The following is a 23,862-nucleotide window of genomic DNA, read 5'->3' as shown; positions in this document are numbered from 1 at the left end:
CAAATCGCCTCCTTAACGTGACAGACTGGTACGGCCTTTTACAAATTTCTTTTCAAGCAGCATGGTGACTAGTTCAATGCTCATACAAATGAGCCAGTACACAATCGCTATGATCACATACACTTCAAACATGCCGATTCCATAGTTATTTCCTAAGATGATCTTCACCTGTCCCATAATATCGATGAGTCCGATCGTAAAGGCAATCGCCGTGTCTTTCACAAGATCAATGGTGTAATTTCCGAGGTTTGGCAGGGCAATGAGAAAGGCCTGCGGGATAATGATCCTGATCAAGGCCTGTGTATCTGTCATCCCCACAATGTAGGCGGCTTCCAGCTGATCCTTCCCAACAGACGAATACGCACTGCGAAAAACTTCAGATAAATAAGCCCCCGTATGTAAAGAGAACGTCATCATCACAAATAACACACGATCCCAATGATTGATTTGAATTCCTGCTACAAGTAAAAGCTGAGGAAGCCCAAAATAAATCAAGAATAACTGAACAATTAATGGCGTACTTCGTGTAAAAGATAAATAGATAACAGCCAATTGCTTCAGCACTGGGATTTGTTTTATACGAATGCATGCAAATAAGAGCCCTATTATGATGGCGAAAAACAATGACACCGCAATAATGAGAAAAGTGAGTGGCAGGCGTTCAAGCACCTGTAAAAAAATTCGCAGCCAATCTCCAGCTGTAAACGTCATGACGCTTCCTTCCTTTCTTCATATTGATAGCCTTGCTCTGAGATGTAGTCAATATCTTGAAAGAAATCAACCCCAAACCACTTTTTCGCAAGCTTAGGTAGTGTTCCATCATCAATCATCTCTTGTGTGACCCGGTCCAAATCTGCTGCAAGCTGCTTCTCACTCGGCTGTAAGACAAGATAAATCGGCTCCTTTGACACAATGCCGCCAACTTTGACCTTTAGGTTGAGATGCTTTTGTATGGTATCGAAGGTCGAAATATTCATAAAAGCCGCATCAGACCGTCCGCTTTCAACGCGCTTTAAGTTGAGTTCATTTGAAGGGCTTTCAATGGTTGTCAGCGGAATATCTGGATCATGTTCTTCATTATATTGATTTAATATGGAACGCAATCCGCCGCTGGGACTGACAGGAGCGAGCTTTTTTGATGTCATATCATCAAGCGATTGAATATCCCGGTTTGATTCATTCACAATTAATCCTGTCATCGAATAGCCGTACGGAACTTGAGGATAAAGAAACCGTTTTTCGCGTTCAGGGTTACTGAAAAACCAATTAGCTGCCATTTCAAACTTCCCTGCGCCAACACCAATTAAATTGGATTCTTCCTCGCCAAAGATGTAATCAAAATGTATGTGTGGAAGTCTTTTTTCCACTTCATTTAAATAATCAATGTTATAGCCAATCGGTTCGTTTCGGTCATTTGTGGCTAAAAAGGGTGGATTGACCTCTGCACTCAGTGCGACTTTCACAATTTGTTTTCCATCATCTGTTGTTGTTTTCACACTGCTGCAGCCAATCAGGGAGAGGAGAATCAGAAGGACACCAGCTGTCATGAATGCTGTCTTTTGCTTCATATGTCTTCCTCCGATCCTTGCCACATTCCGCGATGAATCCTGGATAAAAATTGTTTCGTTCGTTCATGCTGAGGCTTCATGAGGACGTCTTCTGGGGAGCCTTTTTCAACGATTTCCCCATCTGCCATAAAGATCACGGTATCCGCTACGTCCTTTGCAAACGAAATTTCATGCGTCACAATGACCATCGTCATCCCTTGGCTCGCAATATCTTTGATCATTTCAAGGATTTCTCCGACCATCTCTGGGTCAAGTGCGGACGTTGGTTCATCAAACAAAAGCACCGCAGGATTCATCGCAAGAGCGCGGGCAATTCCAATCCGCTGCTGCTGACCGCCAGATAATTCACTCGGAAATGCATCCTTTTTATGAAGCAGTCCAATCCGCGCTAAAAATTGCTCTCCAACCTTTTCAGCTTCTTTTTTAGACATGTTTTGGGACACAATCAATCCCTCTGTAATATTTTCAAGTGCTCGTTTATTTTGAAACAAGTGATAATGCTGAAATACCATGGAAGATTGCTGCCTTAGTTTTAAAAGATCTTTTTTATGATATCGTTCAAATTGAATCGTGGCTTCTCCAACAGTCAGCTCTCCTTTGTCTGGAATGTCGAGGCTGTTTAAACTGCGGAGAAGTGTTGTTTTTCCTGATCCGCTCGGTCCAATAATTGCGACCACTTCACCTTCTTGTACGGTGAAATCAATGCCTTTTAACACATGGGTCTGCCCATAAGATTTATGTAGATTAGTAGCTGAGATCATAAAAGCATCACGTTCCTTTGACAGATGTACTTAATATTGATAAAATTTAACACATTAAATCCTATAAGTAAAGTGTGTTTTATTCATTCCGATTGGAAAAATGAGATATCATAGATTGTGAGAAACAGAGGAGTTGGATACGTTTTGTCTAAAGCATTATTTGTCGATACCGATTTTCAAAAAACATGGCTTAATCAGCTGGAATCTCTTCGTGAAACGATTGAACAAAACGCAAAAAAACATGATGAAGGCGCTTATTTTCCTAAACAGAATATCGAATCATTAGTAAACATGGGATATACAGCCCTGTCTCTTCCCGCTGAATATGGAGGCGGGGGTCAATCTGTAACGGATATGGTTCTATTTCAAGAAACGCTTGGCAGCATGGACGGAGCGACTGCCTTATCGATTGGCTGGCACCAAGGAGTTGTTGGTGAAATTTATGAAAAGAAACTATGGAATGAGAAGCAGCTGCAATTCTTTGCGGAAGAAGTGAAGAAGGGCGCCCTTGTCAACCGCGCTGTGAGTGAGGCGCAGACAGGCAGCCCAACAAGAGGCGGCAAGCCTGGGACAACAGCGATGAAATCAGGTGATCGCTGGGTGATCAATGGACGTAAAATTTTCACAACAATGTCACCAGCTCTCACATACTTTTTAGTCGGCGTATGGATCGAAGAAAAAGAGGCGATGGGATTCTTCTTAATTCACCGTGACACAGAAGGTGTTTCTATAGAAGAAACATGGGATGTTGTCGGCATGAGAGGAACAGAAAGCCATGATTTAATTTTAGATCAAGTTGTGGTATCAGATGATATGCTTGTTGAAGTGCAAAAAGGACCTCGGGGCGGTACGTTAAACCCTTGGATCGCCCATATTCCTTCCTGCTATTTAGGAATTGCACAAGCGGCAAGAGACTATGCTGTACAGTATGCCATCACACATTCACCGAACAGTATCAGCGGAACGATTAGTGACCTGCCGAATGTCCAAACACTGATTGGCGAAATTGATTTACTACTAAAGCAAGCACGCCACGTCATCTATTCAACGACAACATTGTATGAAAAGCCTGAGAAAAGAGAGCTGTTAATCAATGAATTCGGTGCTGTGAAGCATACAGTCGTTAATCATAGTCTGCAAGTGGTCGATAAAGCCATGCGTTTAGTCGGTGCAAAAAGCTTAAGCCTCGGCTGTCCGCTTCAGCGTTACTATCGAGATATCCGGGCTGGGCTCCATAACCCGCCAATGGATGATATGACGATTTCAAAAATTGCGAAGCAGGCCATTGAAGAGAAAAAAGAAAGCTAATATGATCAGAAAGCCGGATGAAACCGGCTTTTTTTATTTGGCAGAAAAGAGGACAAGCGTACCTTATGTCTCATCACTCAGGCATGCTACAATCGATACAAATCATAGGAAAAGGAGCGATTTTTTTGAAGAAAAAGCATATGAAATGGCTGTTTTGCACCATCATGCTGATGGCATTTTGTATCGGCCAGCCTTCATCAAGTGAGGGAACATCTCCAGCTTGGTCAGTAGATGAATTCATGAAAGACCGAGAAGGCACATTTGTCATCCAAGAAGTAAAAGAAAAATCGCCATGGGTGTATAACCAAAAAAGAGCGAATAAGCGCTTTGCCCCACAATCGACATTTAAAGTGGCAAATGCCCTCATCGGGCTCCAAACAGGCGCAGTGAGAGATGAATACGACATCAAATATTGGGACGGAGTGAAAAGAGAGATTGATAACTGGAATAAGGATCATACACTGGGCTCTGGCATGAGAGATTCAGTCGTCTGGTACTATCAAGCCATGGCACGTGACATCGGAGAAGAACGCATGAGCCATTGGGTGAAAGCCATTCATTATGGGAATGAAGACATATCTGGCGGAATCGATCAATTTTGGTTAAGCAGTACGTTGCGCATTTCTCCAGTAGAACAAGTCCATTTTCTTAAACAGCTATATGAAGAAAGTCTACCATTTGACCTATCTGTCATGAGAACCGTCAAACGAATGATGATACAAGAAGAAGAGAAACATGCCACCCTATACGGAAAAACAGGCTCCGGCTCAGGCATCGGCTGGTACGCAGGCTTCATCAAACATGAAAACAAAACCTACATTTTCGCCACAAATATCGAAGGCACCGGTCTAGAAGCAAAAGAAATTACCTATCGTATTTTGAAAAAATATCATTTGATGGAAGCATCCGTTTAGGGTGCTTTTTTATATATAAAAGGGGATATTTTGATAAGATGATGATATATGGGTTAGTTTTAGGAAAATGATAGTGATATCACATGAGAAGGAGGCTTTTTGCTTGAACCAGCCTGAGCCCTTATTTGTTCGTTCAGAAAAAGAATTCAGGTTCTATCAGAATTTAGTGGATCATGTATTTGATCAAAATAAAGGGCTGCCACAGCAAGTCTTCCGTAAGAATTTTGATTGTTTTTTGTTTCAAGAGTTTGATTGGGCATTAAGTGATGATATTTTACCAACAATCAAGGAGTTATCAAATTCAACACGTGATAGAGAATTTTTGACCGCAATCCTTAAGCCAGATCCAGTTGATTACTATTTGAAGGAGTTTGGTTATTATCATTGGCTGAAAGCGAGTGTGAACATTTCAGGTGAGGATTATGTAAATGCACTATGGATGCACCCAAAAGGTTCTATAGCTGATAATATAATTACGAACTCAAACATAGTGGTTTGGTTATCCCGTTCTTTGCAGTGGGCGATTTGGGCAGATAGAGATATGGAAATTTGTATAATAGGTATGGTATCAAAAAAAGAGTGTCCCCAAAATATTTTATTAGAAGAAGGATGGAAACCACTGGATCATCCTGATTTAGCAAGTTGGTTAGAACTGTTATTGAAAGATCAAAAAACATTCAATGAATATTTCACTCAATTGCTATCAAATTATTCGTAATGTTCATGAGGTTTGAAGTGGAGAGTATCAATGATTTGATAAAATAGCCAAAGAAATGATCATCAGTCACCCGAAGATATGAGAGGAGCATAAAGTGAAAAAATTATTTATATCCGATCCAAAAGAACTTGAACAGGTTCAATCGTTTATTCATTCGCTCGTTCACAGTACAAAAACATTCCCTGATCAAGTGTTTAAAACAAAAAAACCTCATTATTTATTTGAAGAATTTCATTGGTTGTTATCAGATGATAGCTGGGAGATGTTAAAAGGTTTAGCTTTGAAACACAGAGATGAATACATACTAATGGCTGCTTTAGATGATTCGAGATGTATGAATGATTTTTATCGGGAATTTGGTTATTATCCTTGGGTGAAAATTCCTTTAAATATAACACCAAGTGATTACCTTGATATTTTAACGGATTATCCGATACATAGCGTAAATGATAGTTTAATGAATATTGCTTCACGTGTGATATGGATTTCCCCTTCTGCGAAATGGATCATTTATGGCGAAAGGGGTTATGAGATTGGAGTATTAGCTATTCATCAATTAGAACAGATGAATAGCCAAACGTTAAAAACGTGGAGAACTTTAAATGAGGTTGTATTAGGTTGGATTTCTGTTGTATTTCCAAATCAGAAACTTCCGGAAGATTTTAGAAATGAATTCATTCAAAATTACACAAATATTGAATAATAAGGACTATATTCTTCTTAAATTTTAACCTACCTAAAAGCATTGAGAGAAAGGTGTAGTGGATCCATGAACACCAGCCAAGATAAACAAGAATTAATCAATGATTTGAAGCAGCGCTATCAATATTGTTTTCATTCCGCTTATCCAGAAGATATCGTATCTTTTGAGGAGGAAACTGGCATTTGGTCCGATGATTTTTATGAATTTTTCACACTTGTAACAGGAAGCTTAAGTTATGTGATCGATAACAAACGAATACCGAAAAAACAATTGAACGTGCTGCGTCAATCATTTGAAGAGCAATACCCTCAAATCAAAGCGTTTCAACACATCCTTGAATCGTATCCTTTATTACATTCCTACGTTCAATACCATGAAGAAACAAGAAAACGAATCATTGCACTTATACAATAACCTATGGGGGACAAACGATGACATGGTTTTTAGATGAAAAAATCCAGAAGCAAATCCCTGATTTCAATATCAACCATCTAAAGCAAATCAATGAATTTCACTATTTTAAAGAGTATAATGAACATTACGACTTAATCAACTGTATTAATCTACACATCCCATACGAATCTGCGATCCATAAAGCAGACATTTATCTGAAATTCACCAATGTCTCTTCTGTTCAAATCAAAGATTTGGAGTTAACAAACGATGACTATATTTTATTGGACATTCAGCTTTTGGATAGGGGCTGGGAAAATTTGAATTACTTTGTCGAAGACTTTGAAGAACAGTATTTTTCTTTTTATTGTCAAACGGTTCAAGTCATACAAGTCGTATCAAATGAATCGTGATAGTCTACCAACATATGCCTAAATATACTTCCCCATCCCAACACAGAAAGGTGCAATGACATTGAATCGATTCATGAAATGGCTCTTATTTGCGGCGGTCATCGCTGGTTTATTGGTATGCGCATTCTTTGTGTTCCGTTTCAACCAGCCTAAGCCGACAACCAATATCCATTATGCAGACACACAAAACAAACAGCAAACACTCGATATGTACATGCCAAAGGGCAAAGATGAAGACAAAAAGAAGAAGCATCCAGTCATGATCTATCTCCATGGCGGAGGCTGGACAGGCGGAGATAAGAATAGAGTTGCTTCAAAGGCTGATTATTTTACTGGTCAAGGGTATGCGTTTGTTTCGATGAATTACAGGCTTCACCCTGATGCCAACTATGAGCAGATGGCAGATGATACAGCAAACGCCATTAAATGGGTGAAGGATCATGCGGATGAATATCAAATTGATTCATCAAAAATCAATGTCATGGGTCACTCAGCGGGCGGTCATTTGACTGCATTGGTTGCCACAGATTCGACCTACTTAAAACGTGTGGGGCTGTCGCCAAAAGCGATCAATTCCATCGTGATTTTAGATGGACCGTTAAACCTCAATCAATTTATACAAGCCATCCCATCGTACAAAAAAGTCTTTGGCAAACAAGAGAAGAACTGGACAAAGGCATCACCTGTCACTTATATGAATCAAGCGAATGTACCGCCTGTCTATTTGGTGACGGGCTGGGAAAATCCTGAGGTGTACCGATTTGCAGAAAAACTAAATCATGATAAAGGCTCTCGGTTTGTTTTTCGGGTTCATACGTTAAGCCATAGTGATCTGAACAAATGGTTTGGATCAGACAGAGCGCCAAAAGAAGCACAAAAAATGACAGAGGCTGTGATGGCTTTTGTCAAAAAACAAAATCAATAACGAAGACCGTATGCTTGGGCAATTCATTTTGCCGCAGTATATGATAAAGCGTAAATGGTTTGAAATTAAAGGAGTGTATGTTGTTGTCATCACGAATGGAAAATAAAGTATTCAATTGCGAAAAAGAGCTGACGCTGAATATTATCGGCGGTAAGTGGAAAATGCTGATTTTATGGCACCTTGGCAGAGAAGGGACAAAACGTTTTGGTGAGTTAAAGTCGTTAATGCCTGGGATTACGCAAAGAATGCTTGTCAATCAGCTAAGAGAATTAGAGGAAGATCACATTGTGCACCGGGAGGTTTATCCTGTCGTCCCGCCAAAGGTTGAGTATTCTCTCACAGAACTAGGAGAAAGCTTAATGCCGATTTTAGAGGCGATGTATGATTGGGGAAAACAGTATCTCGACAGTAATTTTTTAAAAGATGATAAATAGAAAGACTACCGATTGTAGGCAAAGGGCTAAAATAACTTTATTTTAGCCCTTTGTCTTTACGCTGAGATACTGGCCAAAAGACAGTATCTTTTTTGTAACCATATGCGGAAAAGTATAGTATGTAAAAAAAAAGTGCGTACTTGGATTGCGTCCATCCTGTTGTTATACTCATTTCATCGTTCAAGATGCATCATCCGCGGAGCTCTTGAAGATGAGATGAAAAACGGGAGTGAAAGTTGATGAAATTACAATTAGCATTAGATTTAGTGAATATACCAGAGGCAATTGAGCTGATCAAAGAAGTAGAAGCATCCATTGATGTGGTCGAAATTGGGACACCTGTTGTGATTAACGAAGGGCTTCGTGCTGTAAAAGAAGTCAAGAAGGCTTTTCCGAATTTACGTGTACTCGCTGATCTGAAGATTATGGATGCTGCCGGCTATGAAGTGCAGCAGGCATCCGAAGCTGGAGCAGATATCGTCACCATTCTTGCAGCGGCAGAAGATATGTCCATTCAAGGAGCGGTGAAAGAAGCGAAAGCAAGAGGAAAACAAATTTTAGTTGATATGATTGGCATCAAAGATATCGCAGGCCGGGCAAAAGAGCTGGATGCGCTTGGAGTCGATTATATTTGTGTGCATACAGGCTATGACCTGCAAGCGGTTGGTCAAAACTCATTTGCTGACCTTATGACAATTAAACAAGTCGTCAAGCAGGCAAAAACAGCGATTGCAGGCGGAATTAAGCTTGATACGTTACCTGAAGTTGTGAAATTAAACCCTGATTTAATCATTGTCGGCGGCGGTATCGCAAGCCAGGACAATAAAGCAGAAGTAGCGGCAAAAATGAAGCAGATGATCGCACAATCATGAAGACCAGCGACTATGTGAAGGCCATTTTAAATGAGCTTTCTGAGCATTCGCCAGCCATTCAAGACGAACAAGCAGAGCGCCTGGTCACAAGTATTTTATCTGCACAAAAAGTCTTTGTGGCAGGTGCAGGCAGGTCTGGTTTGATGGGAAAATCGTTTGCGATGAGACTTACGCATATTGGCGTCAAGGCTTATGTCATTGGAGAAACGAATACGCCTTCTTTTACCAAAAAGGATCTCTTGATTGTGGGGAGCGGCTCTGGCCGCACAGAGTCTTTGCTTGTCCTTGCAAAAAAGGCAAAAGCAATTGGCGGAAAAGTGGCAGCGTTCACGCTTTCTGCTGAGTCACCTTTAGCTGATCTATCGGATGAAGTCATCTTATTGTCAGGTGCACCGAAGGATCAACAGGAAGGAAGTCATCATACCATTCAGCCAATGGGTTCACTATTTGAGCAGCTACTTCTTTTGACTTACGATGGGGTCATTTTGCGGTTAATGGAAATGAAAGAGCTCGATACACATACAATGTACGGTCACCATGCAAATTTAGAATAGTCATTTTCAACGCCTTTCCTTTCTTAAAAGGAGAGGCTTTTTCATTTCAATCAAGCCCAGAATCTTGACATAACCGATTTGATGTAACTATAATAGTTACATCGTTAAAGAAAAAGCGTAAACACGGAAGGAAGATGAACATGAAAGTACAAATTTGGTCAGATATCGCCTGTCCTTTTTGTTATATAGGAAAAAAACAGCTGGAAACAGCGCTAGAACAATTCCCAGAGAAGGACCAGGTAGAGATAGAGTTTAAAAGCTTTGAGCTTGATCCACATGCACCTGCTCAAGTCGATTATGACGTTCATGATATGCTCGTCAAAAAATATGGCATGAGCCGCAGCCAGGCCATGGCGATGAATGAGCAGGTGAAGCAGGCCGGCAAAGAGAAAGGAATCGATTTTCAATTTGATCCGCTCGTGTTGACAAACACCTTTGATGCTCATCGATTGGCGCAATATGCTGGTCAAATGGGGAAAGGCGATTTTGTCATGGGAGAACTGTTTCAAGCATATTTTACAGATGGAAAGCATGTTGGTGATCGTCAAACCCTTTTACAAATTGCAGAAAAAGCAGGTCTTGATGAGAAGGAAGTACAGCAAGTTTTGGGCAGCGAAGCATTTGCCGATCATGTCCGAAAAGATGAACAAGAAGCGAGACAGCTTGGTATCAATGCTGTTCCGTTTTTCTTGATCAATGACAAGTATTCAGTTGCAGGTGCGCAGCCGGCCGATACGTTCCTGCGCGCACTTGAAACAGCTTGGACAGAGGAAGCAGCTCAAGCAGAGAAAGCGTCTGCCAATTCATTTGAAGCAGCATGTGCAGATGGCGTATGTGCGGTGCCTACCCCTAAAGAAGAAGTGTAATAGGCAAGTTCCCTATCTTTCTAAAAGATGGGGATTTTTTCTTGTTTTAATATAAAGGTTGCTTTATACTTAAGTTATCTTAATTATGAAGGTGATAAAAGTGACATCCAAAACAGCTATGATTCAAGAGCTAAACAATATCGAAGCCCGCATCCATCAAAAGCTCCGATTAGAGTTTGAAGAATTATTTGTAGATGAGTTAACCGATAAGCAGCATATTGTACTGAATTTTATTGAGCAGAAAGGGGGAAGTTCTCCTATTCAAATTGCCCAGCAATTAGGCATCACTCAAAGTGCAGTGAGTCAATTGTTAAACACGCTTGAAAAAAAAGAATGGATTCGCCGCAGCATTAACCCGAATAACCGGAGGGAATTGCATGTTGAACTTTCTGAGAAGGCAAAAACGTACCTTGAGAATATGCGAAAGGTAGAGCTTGCGATTATTGAAAAATATTATTCAGCATTATCCTTCGATGAGATCTCCACATTGACATCGATTTATGAAAAGCTTGATCAATTGATCCCACATCAAAACGAAGAGAAAGGATGAGAATGAATGACGCTCAAACAAGAAGTACAGAAAATCGCTTCCTCTTATACAGAGAAAAAGAAGGAGGCGCTGCTTGTGATCGGACTGATTCATCAAGGGGAAACGCATGTCTTTCATTTCGGGGATCACCCTATACAAAAGCGAGTGCAGCCAGAGGATGTCATTTTTGAGATTGGCTCGATTTCAAAAGTCTTTACGACAAGTATATTGGCAAGCATGATGCAAAAAGGGCAGATGAAACTCGATAATTCGATTTCTCTGTATTGTCCTCACATTCGAAAGAATCACCCCATTCAAATAGAGCAGCTGGCAACCCATACGTCTGGTCTTCCTCCGCATCGTCTTCTTAGAGATTTGCAGCTATGCTTCCTTCCTAAAGTGAGAAGAGATATATTCTGTCAGTATTCACTCGATGAATTAATGAAACTGTTAAATTCGAAAAAGTGGAATCAGCCAAAAAGCTTTCCATCTCGTTATTCCAATGTGGGTATGGGTCTGCTTGGTTTAATCATGGGCTGGTCTCGTCACAAAACATATGAACAGCTATTGATGGAATATATCGTGGATGAGCTTCATCTATCAAGTACCTTTATTACGATTAAGGATAATGTAGAAGCAAAGATGATCTTAGGGCATCGGGAAAATGGAAAAGAGGTTCCGCCGCTTCATATGCTTGACTATCAAGGAGCTGGCGCTATTCGCTCGACCATCACAGATTTATTGTCATTTCTCTCTAGCCATCTACACGCAGATGCGGATTCTTTTTGGAAAATCACGCATGAACCAAGACGGGATATGGGCAGGAACATGTCAATGGGACTCGGCTGGGTCATCGATGACACAGGACTCATTTGCCATAATGGGGCGACGTCTGGATTCTCCAGTTTCATGGGCTTCCGCCCGCATTCAAAAACAGGCGTGGTCGTTTTATCCAACTACCGTAATCGAATCACGCAAGACTCTCTCGATCGTATAGCGTATGATCTGCTGGATATGCTGGAATCTAAAATAAAATGAGCCACTTGGAGTAGGGGCTCATTTTATTCGTTTGATCGTTTCACCTGGAACCAATTCAGGCTCGTAAAACGTTTGATCAGGGAGATTCTTTTTTCCTTGTACTTTTTTAATCATCCAGTCTGCTGCATCACGGCCCATTTGCTCCTGAGGATGGGTCAGTGTTGTCAGCTTCACATGGGCATTTTTCTGGGCGATATATGAATTATCCTGTCCAATAATCGAGAGATCATCTGGAATGGACAGCCCGATTTCGCTGCATACATTGGCTACTTCTAAACCCACCTCATCGTTATAGCAAACAAGGGCAGTCAGCTCATGCCTGTGCGCCATCAGGAATGTGGAAATTTGCTCCCCTAAATGCTGCTTCGATTCTGTATCGAAAAAAAGCACATGCTCAGGCAGGAAATTAAGCTTCGCTTCACCTAGCGCCTGAATATAGCCCTTCATCCGATATTTTCCCTGTAAATCATCTGTTTTTGAAATAAGCCCAATTTGCTGATGTCCAGAGGTGATCAGCTCTTTTGTGGCTAAATAGCTGGACTTCACATCATCCAAACAGAGAAAAGGAACCTCTAACTGCTCATAATAGGCATTGATCATAATGAGCGGTACATCCTGTTCTTTAAAGGATAAATAGTACGAGATGTTTGGGTTATATAAATTGCTTTTCGTCGGCTCGACGATAAGTCCGTCCACACCAAACGACAGCATCATTTCAAGCGCTTTTTTCTCCTGCTCAACATCGTTATTTGTGCTTGCCAGTAATAAAGAATAGTTCTCTTCGTTTAAACGGCTTTCAATGCCCCGAATGATAGAAGGAAAAATGTAATCGGATATGTATGTTGTAATGACACCAATCGTTTTCATATGTGCATGTCCCGCAGGTTTTGTTTGATATTGATTGGTCACAAATGTGCCTGAACCTTTTTCGCTGCGCAAAAATCCTTCGCTGGACAATTCCAAAATGGCTTTTCGAACTGTATGTCTGCTCACTTGATACATGTCTTGCAGGCTTGATTCGGTTGGAATACGCTCCCCGATCCGATAATCCCCTGTGAGTATTTTGCTTTTTATATCATCAATAATGATCTGGTACTTCTTTTTCATCGTTTCACTTCTTTCTCAGTTGATCATCTACTCGGATTGAGAAGAAATTGTATGGACATATTTTAACATGGTTGTCGGATCAAAAACAGGCGCTTCCCTTTTCTGTTATGACCCCTTCAGAAAAAATGAAAGTTTTTGTCGCATTATGTATGTACAACTATATTTATTATTGACATATGTACGTACAAATATTATATTGTGATTGTACCAGAGAATCAATGAATCTAGAAAAAGAAAATTGAAACCGCTATCAAAAATGGGGGTGAACGTAGAGTGGATCACAAAGAGACGGCCAAAGCCTTGAAAGAAGGACGGACATCTTTAGGCATTGAATTTGGTTCAACACGAATTAAAGCGATTTTAATAGATGAGGAATTTCAGCCAATTGCACAAGGTGCATATGAATGGGAAAGTTTTCTCCAAGATGGAATATGGACGTACAACTTAATTGATATCATTACAGGTCTGCAAGTGGCGTATCGAGAGATGAAAGAACAGGCCGAGCAAAAGTATGGTGTGACCATTCAAACCATTGGCTCAATCGGGGTATCAGCGATGATGCATGGCTATGTGGCATGTGATCATACAGGAGAGGTTCTCGTTCCGTTCCGAACATGGCGGAACGGAACGACTATCGAGGCGAGTCAAAAGCTGACAGACGTATTTCAATTTCATATTCCAGAAAGATGGAGCATAGCCCATTTGTATCAAGCGGTATTAGAAGAGGAAAAACATCTATCCCGATTAGAATATATGACCACTTTGTCTGGATATATTCACTTGCTGTTAACCGGAAAGCAGGCCATTGGTATTGGCGATGCGTCAGGTATGTTCCCAATTGACGAACAAACGAAGGACTACAATGAAGAAATGCTCCAGCAATTTGAAGCATTGATTGCAGAAAAAGGCTATCCGTGGAAGCTCCGGCACCTTCTGCCGCGTGTTTATTTAGCAGGCGAAGAGGCAGGCATGTTAACGGCAGCAGGAGCAGCCATTTTGGATCAAGGAAAACATTTGCAGCCAGGCATTCCATTTTGCCCGCCGGAAGGTGACGCTGGAACGGGAATGGTGGCGACAAACAGTGTAGAAAGACGGACCGGGAATATTTCTGTTGGGACGTCGGTTTTTGCCATGATTGTGCTGGAGCAGGATCTAAAAGGTGTGTATCCAGAAGTGGATCTTGTCACGACGCCGGATGGACTGCCAGTTGCCATGGTTCATGCGAATAACTGTACAAGTGACCTAAACGCTTGGATGAATATATTCAGAGAGGCATTTGAAGCACTTGGCCTGCAAGTGGAGTCAGAAAGGTTATACGAATCCTTATTGCAGCAAGCTTTAAAAGCAGATCGAGATGGCGGCGGACTCTTAAGCTATGGCTATTACTCTGGTGAAAATATTACGAGACTGCCAGAAGGAAGACCTCTTTTTGTCAGGTCTCCTGAAAGCCGCTTTAACCTCGCTAATTTCATGCGCACCCATTTGTTCTCTGCTTTTGGTGCTATGAAAATAGGTATGGACCGGTTAAAGGAACAGGAACATGTAGTGATTGACCGCTTACTAGGGCATGGGGGATTATTTAAAACACCGCTCGTTGGACAAAAAATGGTTGCCGCAGCGCTGGATACACCTGTATCAGTCGTTTCAACAGCGGGAGAAGGCGGTGCATTTGGGATGGCTGTCCTTGCTTCATATATGGTCCATCAGCAGCAGCAAACATTGGCTGAATTTCTCACCCATCGCGTATTTGCCCATACATCAGAAGAACTCATGGAGCCCGATCCACTCGATGTCAAAGGCTTTAACGAATTTTTAAAGCGCTATCAAAATGGTCTTGCGATTGAAGAAGCAGCGGTAGCGCATCTCATGCCAAAGAAAGGAGTGACGACGGTATGCTAGATCGCTTAAAAGAAGAAGTGTATCAAGCAAATTTAGATTTGCCAAAATACGGACTTGTGAAATTTACATGGGGTAATGTCAGTGCATGTGATCGTGACAGTGGTTTGTTTGTGATTAAGCCGAGTGGCATAGCGTATGACCAACTATCAGCAAAAGATATGGTCGTGGTGAACTTTGATGGTGAAGTGGTGGAAGGAGAATTGAGCCCTTCGTCAGATACAGCTACACATGCAGTTCTTTACAAACACTTTGAGGAAATTGGCGGCATTTCACATAGCCATTCCATGTGGGCAACCGTTTGGGCGCAGGCAGGACTTGATTTACCAGCAATGGGCACAACACATGCCGATACATTTTACGGCGCCGTTCCGTGCGCTCGTTTTCTAACAGAAGAAGAAGTCAATCGGGGTTATGAGGTAGAAACGGGCAAGCTGATCATCGAAACGTTTGAGAAAAGAAACCTAGATGTGATGGCGGTGCCGGGTGTATTGCTTCAAGGGCATGGTCCATTTACATGGGGGAAGGATGCTAAAAGTGCGGTCACAAACAGTGTGATTTTAGATGAAGTCGCCAAGATGAATCTTTTTGCCAAGCAATTGAACGAATTTGCTGAGCCATTGCCGCAGCGAATTTTAGATAAACATTACTTAAGAAAACATGGAAAGCATGCGTATTACGGACAAAAACCTTCAAGATAAAGAAACGAGGGATATTTATGTTAACAAGCCTGAAAAAAGAGTTTTGGTTTATCGTTGGGTCACAGCATTTATATGGTGATGAAGCACTGCAAAAAGTAAAAGCAGATGCACAAAAAATGACGGATGCTTTAAATGAGAGCGGTTTACTTCCTTATCCAGTGATCTTGCAGGACCTGGCTGTCAGTGCCGATCAAATCACAAAGCTTATGAAAGAGGTCAATTATCGCGATGAAGTTGTCGGTGTGATGACGTGGATGCATACTTTTTCTCCAGCAAAAATGTGGATACGCGGCACCAGTCTTTTGCAAAAGCCTCTTTTGCATCTTGCTACACAATATTATGAAAAGATTCCATGGGACACGATCGACATGGACTATATGAATCTCCATCAATCCGCACATGGAGACAGAGAATATGGCTATATTAATGCACGTTTAAATAAACAAAACCAAATTGTGACCGGTCATTGGTCAAAGCCGGAAGTGCAGCAGCAAATTGCGGATTGGATGGATGTTGCGGCTGCCTATCATGAGAGCTTTCACATCAAAGTAGCCCGGTTTGGTGACAACATGCGGCATGTGGCTGTGACAGAAGGCGATAAAATCGAAGCACAGATTCAATTAGGATGGACCGTTGACTACTTTGGAATAGGCGATCTCGTCGAATATGTAAATGCAGTAGATGACGAAGAGGTAGATGCATTATTTGCTGAGTATTTAACGCAATATGATGTGAATTATGGAACGTATTCAGTTGAAGAGTGGGAAAAAAGTGTCAAGGTGCAGGCGCGATATGAGATCGCCATCAAACGTTTCTTAGATGAAGGCGGCTATAATGCCTTTACAACAAACTTTGAAGATTTACATGGGATGAAGCAGCTGCCTGGACTTGCGGTACAGCGACTGATGGCAAAGGGCTACGGCTTTGCTGGGGAAGGTGATTGGAAAACGGCCGCACTGGACCGCTTATTAAAAGTGATGAGCCATCATCAATCCACTGGTTTTATGGAGGACTACACATATGAAATGACGTTTGGAGAGGAAGCAGTGCTGCAATCTCATATGCTGGAAGTAGATCCAGCGCTCGCCCATACAAAACCTGTCATTGTCGTGTCTCCACTTGGAATTGGAAACCGGGAAGATCCAGCACGTCTTGTGTTTGATGGAAAAGCAGGCGAGGGTGTCGTTGTCTCTATAGCGGATTTTGGAACACATTTCAAATGGCTCATACAAGAAGTCGAAGCCTTTGAGCCAGAGGAAGCAGCACCTCATTTACCAGTTGCGCGTGTATTGTGGAAAATCAAACCGAATTTTCAGGATGGCGTCAAAGCATGGATTAAAGAAGGCGGGGGCCATCATACAGTCGTGTCTCTCAATTTAAAGGTTGATCAAATTGTTCACTTTGCAAAGCTAGCCAATGCAGAATATGTGGTTTTATAGAAGGGGGAAAGGTCTTCTACTGGTTACAGTAGAAGCATCGGGTGAAATGAAAGCGGTTAATTAAGTGAGGGGGTCATCCACTTGGAGAAAAAAGTGTCAAGCAAATTTATCTTCTTTTTCGGGTCCTTTGCAGGCATCTTATTTGGATATGATATTGGGATTATTGCAGGGGCAGAGGGACATATTCAGGAAGAATTTCAGCTCAGCCCATTATGGCTTGGAATCGTTGTCTCTTCATTAATGGGCGGGGCCATCATTGGCTCCATCTTAAGCGGTCTCTTAGGGGATAAATTTGGCCGCAGAAAACTCATTTTGGTCTCATCCGTGATCTTTTTTGTCGGGGCGATCGGATCAGCTGTCGCACCAGAAGAGATTTCACTCACCATCGCTCGAATCTTTTTAGGGACAGCAGTAGGAACAGCTTCATCTTTGGTTCCTGCTTACATGTCTGAAATCGCTCCTGCTAAAATCCGCGGGAAATTATCTGGGCTCAATCAGCTCATGATTGTAACGGGTCTATTGCTCAGCTATATTGTTGCGTTTGTGTTTGAGCCCATCCCGGACAGCTGGCGCTGGATGCTGGGAAGTGCCGCTTTATTTGCGATCGTGCTTTATATTGGCATGCTGAAGCTTCCTGAATCTCCGAGATATTTGATTAAACACGGAATGGCTCATAAAGCACGGGAAGTATTAGGATCACTGCGTTCTTCCCGTGAAGAAATCGAATCAGAAATGCAGGAAATTTTAGAAGTCGCCAAAGAAGAACGCTCGGGGATTCGTGAATTGTTTCAAAAGAAATTCCGAATGGCTCTTTTCATTGGGGTTGGAATGGCAACCCTTCAGCAAATTCAAGGCGCGAACTCCATTGTCTATTATGCAACGAGTATCGCTCGGAATGTAGGTCTTGCGCCGCAGGTCGCCGCAGGTTTTACAGTCATTGTCGGTGTCATTTTCGTCGTCACGACCGTGATCTTTTTACAATTTGTTGACCGCTTCGACCGCCGAACGATTCTCACCGTAGGGGGATCGGGCATGGCCCTTTCTTTCTTTGCTCCAGCCGCATTAGGGGCACTTGGCGTTAGTGAAGGAATTTTAAACTGGGTGACATTGATTTCACTTTGCTGCTTTATTTTGTGCTATGCCTTCTCGTGGGCACCGATCACTTGGATCATCATCGGCGAAATCTTCCCGCTTTCTGTCAGAGGCATCGGAGCAGGTATCTCTTCTGCTTTTAACTGGACCGGATCATTAGCAGTTGGACTTGTTTTCCCTATTCTGGCTGATCAATTCAGCTTTGGGGTCATTTTCTCCTCATTCGGAGTCATCTGCTTAATCGGGCTGTTATTCACCCGATTTGTGCTAGTCGAGACAAAGGGAAGAAGTTTAGAGCAAATCGAAACCGATATGGCTGCACGTGTATAAATTTAAGAAAACCATCTATCCCATGTGGGTAGATGGTTTTTTACTCAAGCGTTTGTTTGAGCTCATTTGGCAGTAAATCAATCAATTGATCATAGGAAGACAAATCCAGCACTTCAAGCAGTGCGTAATATTTCGCGTAAATTTCAGTCAGCTGATCAGGATGGTTTGTTTGATATTGATTCAGATGTAATTGAGTTAGTTCAAGTGCAATGTCTAGCTTGTTTCGTTCGAATGGCTGTGTCGTGTTGATCATATCGTTCACCTCTTATTTGATAATGAGTGGAAAAAATGCATTGAATAAAAAGAGCTGATGTTTTGTTTTCATGGATGACCTGTCTTCGTAAGATATCATTTGTATAATATGTTAAAATTGTCCTTTTGTAAAGAAAGAGAAAACGAGGTCGATAGTGGATTTTTTTAAAAATAGACAAGCATCTAATCACGAAAGGTGCCTCTGACATACGATAGAGTGTAAGTGAAAGACAACTTGAAGGGGTGTTGAGATGAGCCGAAATCGATTAGATGATTTCTTCTTTGGACCTCGCAGAGGAAACCAAGGAGGAGACGAAACGGTTGTTTTCCCCACACGTCAAATTGTCAACACAAGAACGAATGAACAAACGATCAGAAAAATTCATCCAACGCATATCACAAACGTCAATAAAAACATCAAAAGAATCGAAAACTACTATCCTGTCACTGAATCGACTCACAACGAGTATATTGTAGAAGAATACGATTGCGGCAGTGATATCAAAAACCCTTGCTGCCGTCCGGTGAAGCGCTGTAAGTGGTAATGAAGGGGGCATCCTTTTATGGGATGCCTTTTTATATTCAGAAATAAAATTTTGATCAAAATCTCCTTTCAAGATAAAATTAGAAGTATCCATCATTCTTTTGGAGGCGGTTTTCTGAATATTCGATTGTTAACACCAGATGATGCTGAAGAATATGCAGCACTCAGACTAGAAGCACTGCGATTAAATCCAGAGGGTTTTGCGATGAGCTATGAGGAAGAGCAAATCAATACAAAGGACAAATATAAAGCGCGTTTTGCTTCGGCCCAATCTATGTGGACTTTTGGCGCTTTTCATCAAGGGCAGCTTGTGGGGGCAGTCACGCTCATCCAAGAAACCTTGCAGAAGTTAAAGCACCGAGCGAATCTGACAGCGATGTATGTAACACCTAGTGCCCGCGGAGAAGGAGCAGGCCAGGCCTTGATGACAAAAGCTCTTTCCTTTGCGCGAGAACGGCAGGATATCGAGCAAATGTATTTATCAGTGGTGACAACTAATCACTCAGCCAAGCGCCTCTATCGCTCCGTTGGATTTGAGTCGTACGCTGTCGAAGAAAAAGCGCTAAAATGGGCTGATACATATGCAGATGAGGAAAAAATGGTTTTATTTTTATCATAGTCTGGAGGAGATAGAAGTGGATCAACAGGCCATGCGTATCATATTAGCAGCAGGACCCAATAGTGAGCTGGAATCTTTTGCCCTGCGTGCAGCACTTGAAAACTTCGGCGTGAAAGTCGATATGCATTGGATCGGAAGACCGAATGATCTGATTCATGTGTTATCTGGTAGAGCTAGAGGTGAAATAGATTACCTTCTTTTATCGTTTCACGGTGAAGAAGGAGCATTTATCATGCCTGAATTAGGGGAAGATGTTTACGAAGATGAGGAGCCTAGAGATACTGCCTTTGGAGTGGATGAAATCAAGCGGTATGCCTCCTTAAAAGGAGTTCATGTCATCTCTACAGGCTGCACACTAGGAGAGAAAAATTTAGCAGATGCTTTCTTAGAGTCAGGAGCTACATCTTATACGGCACCGGACGATTACATCGATGGGAATGCAGCATTTATTTTTGTGCTGACCATGCTGTACGAGCTCATGAACAATACAAAGACGGTCAGAGCGGCATTTGATCGAGCGCGTTCCATTGATGAAGAAACGAAATTATTTCAACTATATATGCAAAAGTAATCAAAGGACTGAGAAATCAAGTCCTTTTTTTATTCCTCTCTAAAAATGTGTCGAAAATGTGACAGTTATGTGATTTGCAAACTAAAAAGGGTGCATGCAAAGTCTATCCTACAAACACACGTCATTCAGGCATGACGGCATCACGAGAGGAGAATCATTGTGTCAATGAAATGGAAAGTCAGTCTCGTCCTATGCGGACTTGCGATGATCATCGGAATCGCTGCGTTTTATCATAATCAGCAGGCAAGCGGGACAGAGAAGAAGAAGGTAGAACCAGATGCGAGCTATAAAGAAGTTGAAATTGTGACCCTCGTGAATGACGGGAGATACTTGAGATATGCTGTGAACTATCCTGTGTTTCATCAAAAAAAGCTAGATCAAGAGATGAAAAGATTTGCAGAAACAGCGCTGGACAAATTCAAAACATCGTTTAGTGAAGCAAGTGATGTCGATGAAGATCATCGATACGAATTAAACATAGATTACGAGATTACTCATTATGCCAAACAAACTGCTGCGATCAAATTCAATACATATGAATTGAAAGGCGGAGTAAAAGGCGCACAAGAAACGAAGATATTCAATTTTGATTTCAAGAAACAGCAGTTTTTATCAATTGATGATCTATTTTTATCAAAGAAAAAAAGTCTGCAAAAACTGTCTCAAATGACATTTGAGGAGTTGAAAAAAGATCGCTCTCTTACTGAAAACGAGCATTTGCTCAAACAAGGAACGTCTCCTAAGGCAGAGCATTATCAGTATTTTGCCATCAAAGATCGTTTTATTGAATTTTACTTTCCAGCAGGGCAAATTGCACCAGTCAATCAAGGCCCTCAAGTGCTGGCGATTAAGAAAACACTGCTTAAAGGCATGTTAAAGCCAGAATACATCAATAAAGAAAAGAACAAAAACGAGAAAAAAGAACCGATCGCAAAAAGAAAGATCGTAAAACTGCCAAAACAGGGAGTATTCAACCCAAATCAAAAAGCCATTGCCCTTACATTTGATGATGGACCAAATCCATCAACGACCTCAAAAATCTTAACAGCTTTAAAAGAAAACAAAGGACATGCGACATTTTTTGTATTAGGAAGCAGGGTTCAATATTATCCTGATATGCTGGGTGAAATCAGAAAAGGTGGAAATGAAATCGGAAATCATTCCTATAACCACCCTTTACTCACAAGACTGCCATTAAAACAAGCTATCAAACAAGTAGAAGATACACAGCAAATCATTGAAAAAGCAGGCGGGTTCACACCGACTCACTTTAGACCGCCATATGGTGGAACAAACAGTCAGATCAACGCGGCTGTCAACATGAAAGTCACACTTTGGGACGTAGATCCTGAAGACTGGAAATATCGAAACAGCCAATACGTCGCCAACTACATTCTCACACATGCGTCTAGTGGAGAAACCGTCTTAATGCACGATATCTATGACACTTCTGCAAACGCGGCTGTCACGATCATCAAGGAATTGACCAAACAAGGATATCAATTACTAACAGTATCGGAGCTTGAGCAGTGGAAGGAAGCACAAACTGATTAATTTGGAATAAAAATTAGCATTTTTGATGTTTATTAGCTTATATGATTTTGTGCTTAATTATATTTAGTTCAAAAGTTTCTATCAATTAGAACTCCTTTTGAAATAAAATATACTTGTATAAATAAATTTTAAAGATTTATTTTATTCTTACTTTTTTACTTAGAAAACATTTCTAAATTTTGTGTTGTAATTTCATTATAAGATATGTTAAATTGTAATTATATTGAAAAAAATATAAAATATGGGAGTGTTTTCAGTGTTTAAAAAGTTTTTACTTATTTCTTTGAGTTTGTTTATTATGTTTAGTGTTTTTTCTAGTTCACTAGAAGCGAAAAACACTTCAACAAAGACAGTAAATGAACTTTGGGAAGAAAAAGATTTCAAAGCAGCAGAAGTAATTATGAAACACCTAGATACTTATACTGATAAGAATGGATATAAGATTATAAGAGTTTTAAAGAAGAAGACTTTAGACAAAGAACTTGCTAATTTAGATTATCCGATGACTTCTTCTCAATTAGTGTCTTATGTTGAAAATTTCAATGAATTAATTAATGATGATAAAAAATTATCAGAGTTCACTAAGAATGTATCTAATGAACTTTCTAGTTTAATAAATAAAGATACAAATAGCGAAATTAGTGTTAAAGGTGCTATTTCATGCAGTAATGTACTAGGGGCTATTGGATTAATTCATGCAGGCTCATATACTGCTGCTGCTCTTGCTCTAGGAATTACAGGTGGACTTTCTGCTTCTATTCCGTTTATCATATCTACTGCATATTATTTAGGAAGCACGCTTTGTAAATAATATTAAAATTAAAAAAGGGATTGGATATAATGAATTATCTTAAGAAGTTTTATTTTTCTTATATTTTTTTAGGTATAACTATTATATTATTTTCCCGTGCATTCAGTGGTGAAGATAATGGAATGTATTTAACTATTATTTTTCTGTTTCTTGCAAATTTCACATGTTTTGCGTCAGAATATCTTTTAATTAAATATTTTGAAGAAAAAAAACAATTTAAATTTCAAAAACGAAATGAATTTCTGCAACATAAACAAGTGCGGAAAGGGTATGTAATATTTATTGGAAGTCAAATATTCGCTACATTAGTTATATTCTTTGCTTTTAAAATGGTATTCTAAATATGGGTAATAGAGGGGGCTTTTGCCCCTTTTTATTATCTAAATTTTCGATTTAATTTCACTGAAAATTAATAGATTAAAACTCTTTTGTTTTTTCAATGCTTTCCTTCAAACTTTTCCTCATTTTTTCTCCCTCTATAATGACATGAAATATTTCTATAAGCTTAGTTACACAATCGGGTACACATCTTCAAGTTGTCCCAATCTCTTTTCTTTAATTCAAGTGCATATAGGATGTAGATTTATAGCTCAATATTGATTTTGTTTTTCTCAATTCTTCATTTTACTTATCTAAAAAATTTAATTAATTGAAATTAAGTTGCCTCTAAAGTATGACTGAAAGGGTAGAGTATTTGAGGCAGAGGAGCATCCATTTTTTGAGTATTTAAATGTATCAGGTTTGGTTTTCATTATTGTTGTTGGGATCCATGAGGTGAGTGAGAAGCATTAAAAGTATCATAGGCCTATGATGACCTTCTTTGCCGAAATCATTGACGGCCAGATGAACATTCTAGATCCGGATCAGGATATTGAAGAAGTAAAATGGGTCAGCACTCAAACCTTTCAAAAGCTAAACCCAAAGCTATATCACATGCTAAAATTAAACCA

27 protein-coding genes are annotated in these 23,862 nt (G+C 40.6%); 22 read left to right on the top strand and 5 right to left on the bottom strand.

Translation table 11 applies throughout. The annotated features are described in order from the left end of the window. Positions 1 to 12: 12 nt before the first annotated feature. Genes AAYR28_RS12055 through AAYR28_RS12045 form a run of 3 tightly spaced genes read right to left on the bottom strand, consistent with a single transcriptional unit; the run spans position 13 to position 2,329 of the window. Complete coding sequence (locus tag AAYR28_RS12055; RefSeq protein WP_025092844.1) at positions 13 to 711, bottom strand: amino acid ABC transporter permease; 699 nt, start codon at positions 709 to 711, stop codon at positions 13 to 15. Continuing rightward, positions 708 to 1,568, bottom strand: a complete 861-nt coding sequence (locus AAYR28_RS12050) for an amino acid ABC transporter substrate-binding protein (RefSeq protein WP_024427907.1) — start codon at positions 1,566 to 1,568, stop codon at positions 708 to 710. Before AAYR28_RS12050 ends, AAYR28_RS12055 begins: the two co-directional genes overlap by 4 nt. Further along, positions 1,565 to 2,329, bottom strand: coding sequence for an amino acid ABC transporter ATP-binding protein (locus AAYR28_RS12045; RefSeq protein WP_024427908.1), 765 nt, complete (start codon positions 2,327 to 2,329; stop codon positions 1,565 to 1,567). The genes AAYR28_RS12050 and AAYR28_RS12045 overlap by 4 nt, the downstream gene beginning before the upstream one ends. Positions 2,330 to 2,473: 144 nt before the next feature. Between AAYR28_RS12045 and AAYR28_RS12040 the strand changes: the two genes are divergently transcribed. The 13 genes from AAYR28_RS12040 (at position 2,474) to AAYR28_RS11980 (ending at position 11,996) form a co-directional block, all read left to right on the top strand. Continuing rightward, entirely contained in the window at positions 2,474 to 3,637 is a 1,164-nt protein-coding gene (locus AAYR28_RS12040) for an acyl-CoA dehydrogenase family protein (RefSeq protein ID WP_034280002.1), read from the top strand. A gap of 125 nt (positions 3,638 to 3,762) precedes the next feature. After that, positions 3,763 to 4,551 (top strand): BPU family class D beta-lactamase, encoded by a 789-nt coding sequence (blaBPU, locus tag AAYR28_RS12035; RefSeq protein ID WP_120208340.1) that lies wholly within the window; start codon positions 3,763 to 3,765, stop codon positions 4,549 to 4,551. 103 nt (positions 4,552 to 4,654) lie between these two features. Continuing rightward, a complete protein-coding gene (locus AAYR28_RS12030; RefSeq protein ID WP_120208259.1) occupies positions 4,655 to 5,269 on the top strand; it encodes a hypothetical protein in 615 nt (204 codons plus the stop codon). A 94-nt stretch (positions 5,270 to 5,363) separates the two neighbouring features. After that, positions 5,364 to 5,972 (top strand): hypothetical protein, encoded by a 609-nt coding sequence (locus AAYR28_RS12025; RefSeq protein WP_081124606.1) that lies wholly within the window; start codon positions 5,364 to 5,366, stop codon positions 5,970 to 5,972. Between the two features lie 66 nt (positions 5,973 to 6,038). Next, the gene (locus AAYR28_RS12020) at positions 6,039 to 6,386 is read left to right on the top strand and encodes a YxiJ family protein (RefSeq protein WP_101676849.1); all 348 of its coding nucleotides are present in this window, start codon (positions 6,039 to 6,041) and stop codon (positions 6,384 to 6,386) included. A gap of 17 nt (positions 6,387 to 6,403) precedes the next feature. After that, positions 6,404 to 6,778 carry a hypothetical protein gene (locus tag AAYR28_RS12015; RefSeq protein WP_041118065.1) on the top strand — a complete coding sequence of 125 codons (375 nt, stop codon included), beginning with the start codon at positions 6,404 to 6,406 and terminating at the stop codon, positions 6,776 to 6,778. A 55-nt stretch (positions 6,779 to 6,833) separates the two neighbouring features. Beyond that, positions 6,834 to 7,703, top strand: a complete 870-nt coding sequence (locus tag AAYR28_RS12010; RefSeq protein ID WP_101676850.1) for an alpha/beta hydrolase — start codon at positions 6,834 to 6,836, stop codon at positions 7,701 to 7,703. Between the two features lie 77 nt (positions 7,704 to 7,780). Further along, on the top strand, positions 7,781 to 8,137 hold the full coding sequence (locus tag AAYR28_RS12005; protein WP_029708013.1) for a winged helix-turn-helix transcriptional regulator: 357 nt from the start codon (positions 7,781 to 7,783) through the stop codon (positions 8,135 to 8,137). Positions 8,138 to 8,376: 239 nt separating this feature from the next. Further along, a complete protein-coding gene (hxlA, locus tag AAYR28_RS12000) occupies positions 8,377 to 9,009 on the top strand; it encodes a 3-hexulose-6-phosphate synthase (RefSeq protein ID WP_061109390.1) in 633 nt (210 codons plus the stop codon). Further along, positions 9,006 to 9,563 carry a 6-phospho-3-hexuloisomerase gene (gene hxlB / locus AAYR28_RS11995; RefSeq protein WP_034280016.1) on the top strand — a complete coding sequence of 186 codons (558 nt, stop codon included), beginning with the start codon at positions 9,006 to 9,008 and terminating at the stop codon, positions 9,561 to 9,563. The genes hxlA and hxlB overlap by 4 nt, the downstream gene beginning before the upstream one ends. A gap of 140 nt (positions 9,564 to 9,703) precedes the next feature. Beyond that, positions 9,704 to 10,429, top strand: a complete 726-nt coding sequence (locus tag AAYR28_RS11990) for a DsbA family oxidoreductase (RefSeq protein WP_061109389.1) — start codon at positions 9,704 to 9,706, stop codon at positions 10,427 to 10,429. 100 nt (positions 10,430 to 10,529) lie between these two features. Next, positions 10,530 to 10,979 carry a MarR family winged helix-turn-helix transcriptional regulator gene (locus AAYR28_RS11985; protein WP_052470354.1) on the top strand — a complete coding sequence of 150 codons (450 nt, stop codon included), beginning with the start codon at positions 10,530 to 10,532 and terminating at the stop codon, positions 10,977 to 10,979. A 6-nt stretch (positions 10,980 to 10,985) separates the two neighbouring features. Further along, complete coding sequence (locus AAYR28_RS11980; RefSeq protein ID WP_120208253.1) at positions 10,986 to 11,996, top strand: serine hydrolase domain-containing protein; 1,011 nt, start codon at positions 10,986 to 10,988, stop codon at positions 11,994 to 11,996. An 18-nt stretch (positions 11,997 to 12,014) separates the two neighbouring features. On the opposite strand, the gene AAYR28_RS11975 is transcribed toward AAYR28_RS11980, so the two are convergent. Next, entirely contained in the window at positions 12,015 to 13,103 is a 1,089-nt protein-coding gene (locus tag AAYR28_RS11975; RefSeq protein ID WP_025092855.1) for a GntR family transcriptional regulator, read from the bottom strand. A gap of 273 nt (positions 13,104 to 13,376) precedes the next feature. Between AAYR28_RS11975 and AAYR28_RS11970 the strand changes: the two genes are divergently transcribed. The 4 genes from AAYR28_RS11970 to AAYR28_RS11955 all read left to right on the top strand — a co-directional run bounded on the left by AAYR28_RS11970 (position 13,377) and on the right by AAYR28_RS11955 (position 18,561). After that, positions 13,377 to 15,002, top strand: coding sequence for a xylulokinase (locus tag AAYR28_RS11970; RefSeq protein ID WP_345808833.1), 1,626 nt, complete (start codon positions 13,377 to 13,379; stop codon positions 15,000 to 15,002). Further along, positions 14,996 to 15,700, top strand: coding sequence for an L-ribulose-5-phosphate 4-epimerase (locus AAYR28_RS11965; RefSeq protein WP_034280028.1), 705 nt, complete (start codon positions 14,996 to 14,998; stop codon positions 15,698 to 15,700). Before AAYR28_RS11970 ends, AAYR28_RS11965 begins: the two co-directional genes overlap by 7 nt. Positions 15,701 to 15,717: 17 nt before the next feature. Further along, entirely contained in the window at positions 15,718 to 17,139 is a 1,422-nt protein-coding gene (araA, locus tag AAYR28_RS11960; RefSeq protein WP_061109387.1) for an L-arabinose isomerase, read from the top strand. 81 nt (positions 17,140 to 17,220) lie between these two features. Beyond that, positions 17,221 to 18,561, top strand: a complete 1,341-nt coding sequence (locus AAYR28_RS11955) for a sugar porter family MFS transporter (protein WP_034280034.1) — start codon at positions 17,221 to 17,223, stop codon at positions 18,559 to 18,561. A gap of 40 nt (positions 18,562 to 18,601) precedes the next feature. Here the strand turns inward: AAYR28_RS11955 and AAYR28_RS11950 are convergent, their stop codons facing one another. After that, positions 18,602 to 18,814 carry a hypothetical protein gene (locus AAYR28_RS11950; protein WP_120208247.1) on the bottom strand — a complete coding sequence of 71 codons (213 nt, stop codon included), beginning with the start codon at positions 18,812 to 18,814 and terminating at the stop codon, positions 18,602 to 18,604. 250 nt (positions 18,815 to 19,064) lie between these two features. On the opposite strand from AAYR28_RS11950, the gene AAYR28_RS11945 reads away from it, so the two are divergent. The 5 genes from AAYR28_RS11945 to AAYR28_RS11925 all read left to right on the top strand — a co-directional run bounded on the left by AAYR28_RS11945 (position 19,065) and on the right by AAYR28_RS11925 (position 22,912). Continuing rightward, positions 19,065 to 19,358 (top strand): spore coat protein, encoded by a 294-nt coding sequence (locus tag AAYR28_RS11945; RefSeq protein WP_024423071.1) that lies wholly within the window; start codon positions 19,065 to 19,067, stop codon positions 19,356 to 19,358. Positions 19,359 to 19,376: 18 nt separating this feature from the next. Continuing rightward, on the top strand, positions 19,377 to 19,976 hold the full coding sequence (locus tag AAYR28_RS11940; protein ID WP_120208245.1) for a GNAT family N-acetyltransferase: 600 nt from the start codon (positions 19,377 to 19,379) through the stop codon (positions 19,974 to 19,976). A 16-nt stretch (positions 19,977 to 19,992) separates the two neighbouring features. Then, positions 19,993 to 20,547: a hypothetical protein gene (locus AAYR28_RS11935; RefSeq protein WP_034280049.1), complete on the top strand. Its 555-nt coding sequence runs from the start codon at positions 19,993 to 19,995 to the stop codon at positions 20,545 to 20,547. Positions 20,548 to 20,706: 159 nt separating this feature from the next. Next, positions 20,707 to 22,101: a polysaccharide deacetylase family protein gene (locus AAYR28_RS11930; protein WP_061109386.1), complete on the top strand. Its 1,395-nt coding sequence runs from the start codon at positions 20,707 to 20,709 to the stop codon at positions 22,099 to 22,101. Between the two features lie 256 nt (positions 22,102 to 22,357). Then, positions 22,358 to 22,912 (top strand): hypothetical protein, encoded by a 555-nt coding sequence (locus AAYR28_RS11925; RefSeq protein WP_061109385.1) that lies wholly within the window; start codon positions 22,358 to 22,360, stop codon positions 22,910 to 22,912. Positions 22,913 to 23,862 lie beyond the last annotated feature (950 nt).

This window comes from Bacillus safensis, from assembly GCF_039619585.1.
In the GTDB taxonomy this organism is placed as follows: Bacteria; Bacillota; Bacilli; order Bacillales; family Bacillaceae; genus Bacillus; species Bacillus safensis.
This window is presented reverse-complemented; position numbering and strand designations above follow the sequence as displayed.

What these genes read in the sequence shown, in the direction of transcription:
- AAYR28_RS12055 (WP_025092844.1), bottom strand. Translation starts at nt 711, where the DNA reads ATGACGTTTACAGCTGGAGATTGGCTGCGAATTTTTTTACAGGTGCTT.
- AAYR28_RS12050 (WP_024427907.1), bottom strand. Translation starts at nt 1,568, where the DNA reads ATGAAGCAAAAGACAGCATTCATGACAGCTGGTGTCCTTCTGATTCTC.
- AAYR28_RS12045 (WP_024427908.1), bottom strand. Translation starts at nt 2,329, where the DNA reads ATGATCTCAGCTACTAATCTACATAAATCTTATGGGCAGACCCATGTG.
- AAYR28_RS12020 (WP_101676849.1), top strand. Translation starts at nt 6,039, where the DNA reads ATGAACACCAGCCAAGATAAACAAGAATTAATCAATGATTTGAAGCAG.
- AAYR28_RS12015 (WP_041118065.1), top strand. Translation starts at nt 6,404, where the DNA reads ATGACATGGTTTTTAGATGAAAAAATCCAGAAGCAAATCCCTGATTTC.
- AAYR28_RS12010 (WP_101676850.1), top strand. Translation starts at nt 6,834, where the DNA reads ATGACATTGAATCGATTCATGAAATGGCTCTTATTTGCGGCGGTCATC.
- AAYR28_RS12005 (WP_029708013.1), top strand. Translation starts at nt 7,781, where the DNA reads ATGTTGTTGTCATCACGAATGGAAAATAAAGTATTCAATTGCGAAAAA.
- hxlA (WP_061109390.1), top strand. Translation starts at nt 8,377, where the DNA reads ATGAAATTACAATTAGCATTAGATTTAGTGAATATACCAGAGGCAATT.
- hxlB (WP_034280016.1), top strand. Translation starts at nt 9,006, where the DNA reads ATGAAGACCAGCGACTATGTGAAGGCCATTTTAAATGAGCTTTCTGAG.
- AAYR28_RS11990 (WP_061109389.1), top strand. Translation starts at nt 9,704, where the DNA reads ATGAAAGTACAAATTTGGTCAGATATCGCCTGTCCTTTTTGTTATATA.
- AAYR28_RS11980 (WP_120208253.1), top strand. Translation starts at nt 10,986, where the DNA reads ATGACGCTCAAACAAGAAGTACAGAAAATCGCTTCCTCTTATACAGAG.
- AAYR28_RS11975 (WP_025092855.1), bottom strand. Translation starts at nt 13,103, where the DNA reads ATGAAAAAGAAGTACCAGATCATTATTGATGATATAAAAAGCAAAATA.
- AAYR28_RS11965 (WP_034280028.1), top strand. Translation starts at nt 14,996, where the DNA reads ATGCTAGATCGCTTAAAAGAAGAAGTGTATCAAGCAAATTTAGATTTG.
- araA (WP_061109387.1), top strand. Translation starts at nt 15,718, where the DNA reads ATGTTAACAAGCCTGAAAAAAGAGTTTTGGTTTATCGTTGGGTCACAG.
- AAYR28_RS11950 (WP_120208247.1), bottom strand. Translation starts at nt 18,814, where the DNA reads ATGATCAACACGACACAGCCATTCGAACGAAACAAGCTAGACATTGCA.
- AAYR28_RS11945 (WP_024423071.1), top strand. Translation starts at nt 19,065, where the DNA reads ATGAGCCGAAATCGATTAGATGATTTCTTCTTTGGACCTCGCAGAGGA.
- AAYR28_RS11940 (WP_120208245.1), top strand. Translation starts at nt 19,377, where the DNA reads ATGGGATGCCTTTTTATATTCAGAAATAAAATTTTGATCAAAATCTCC.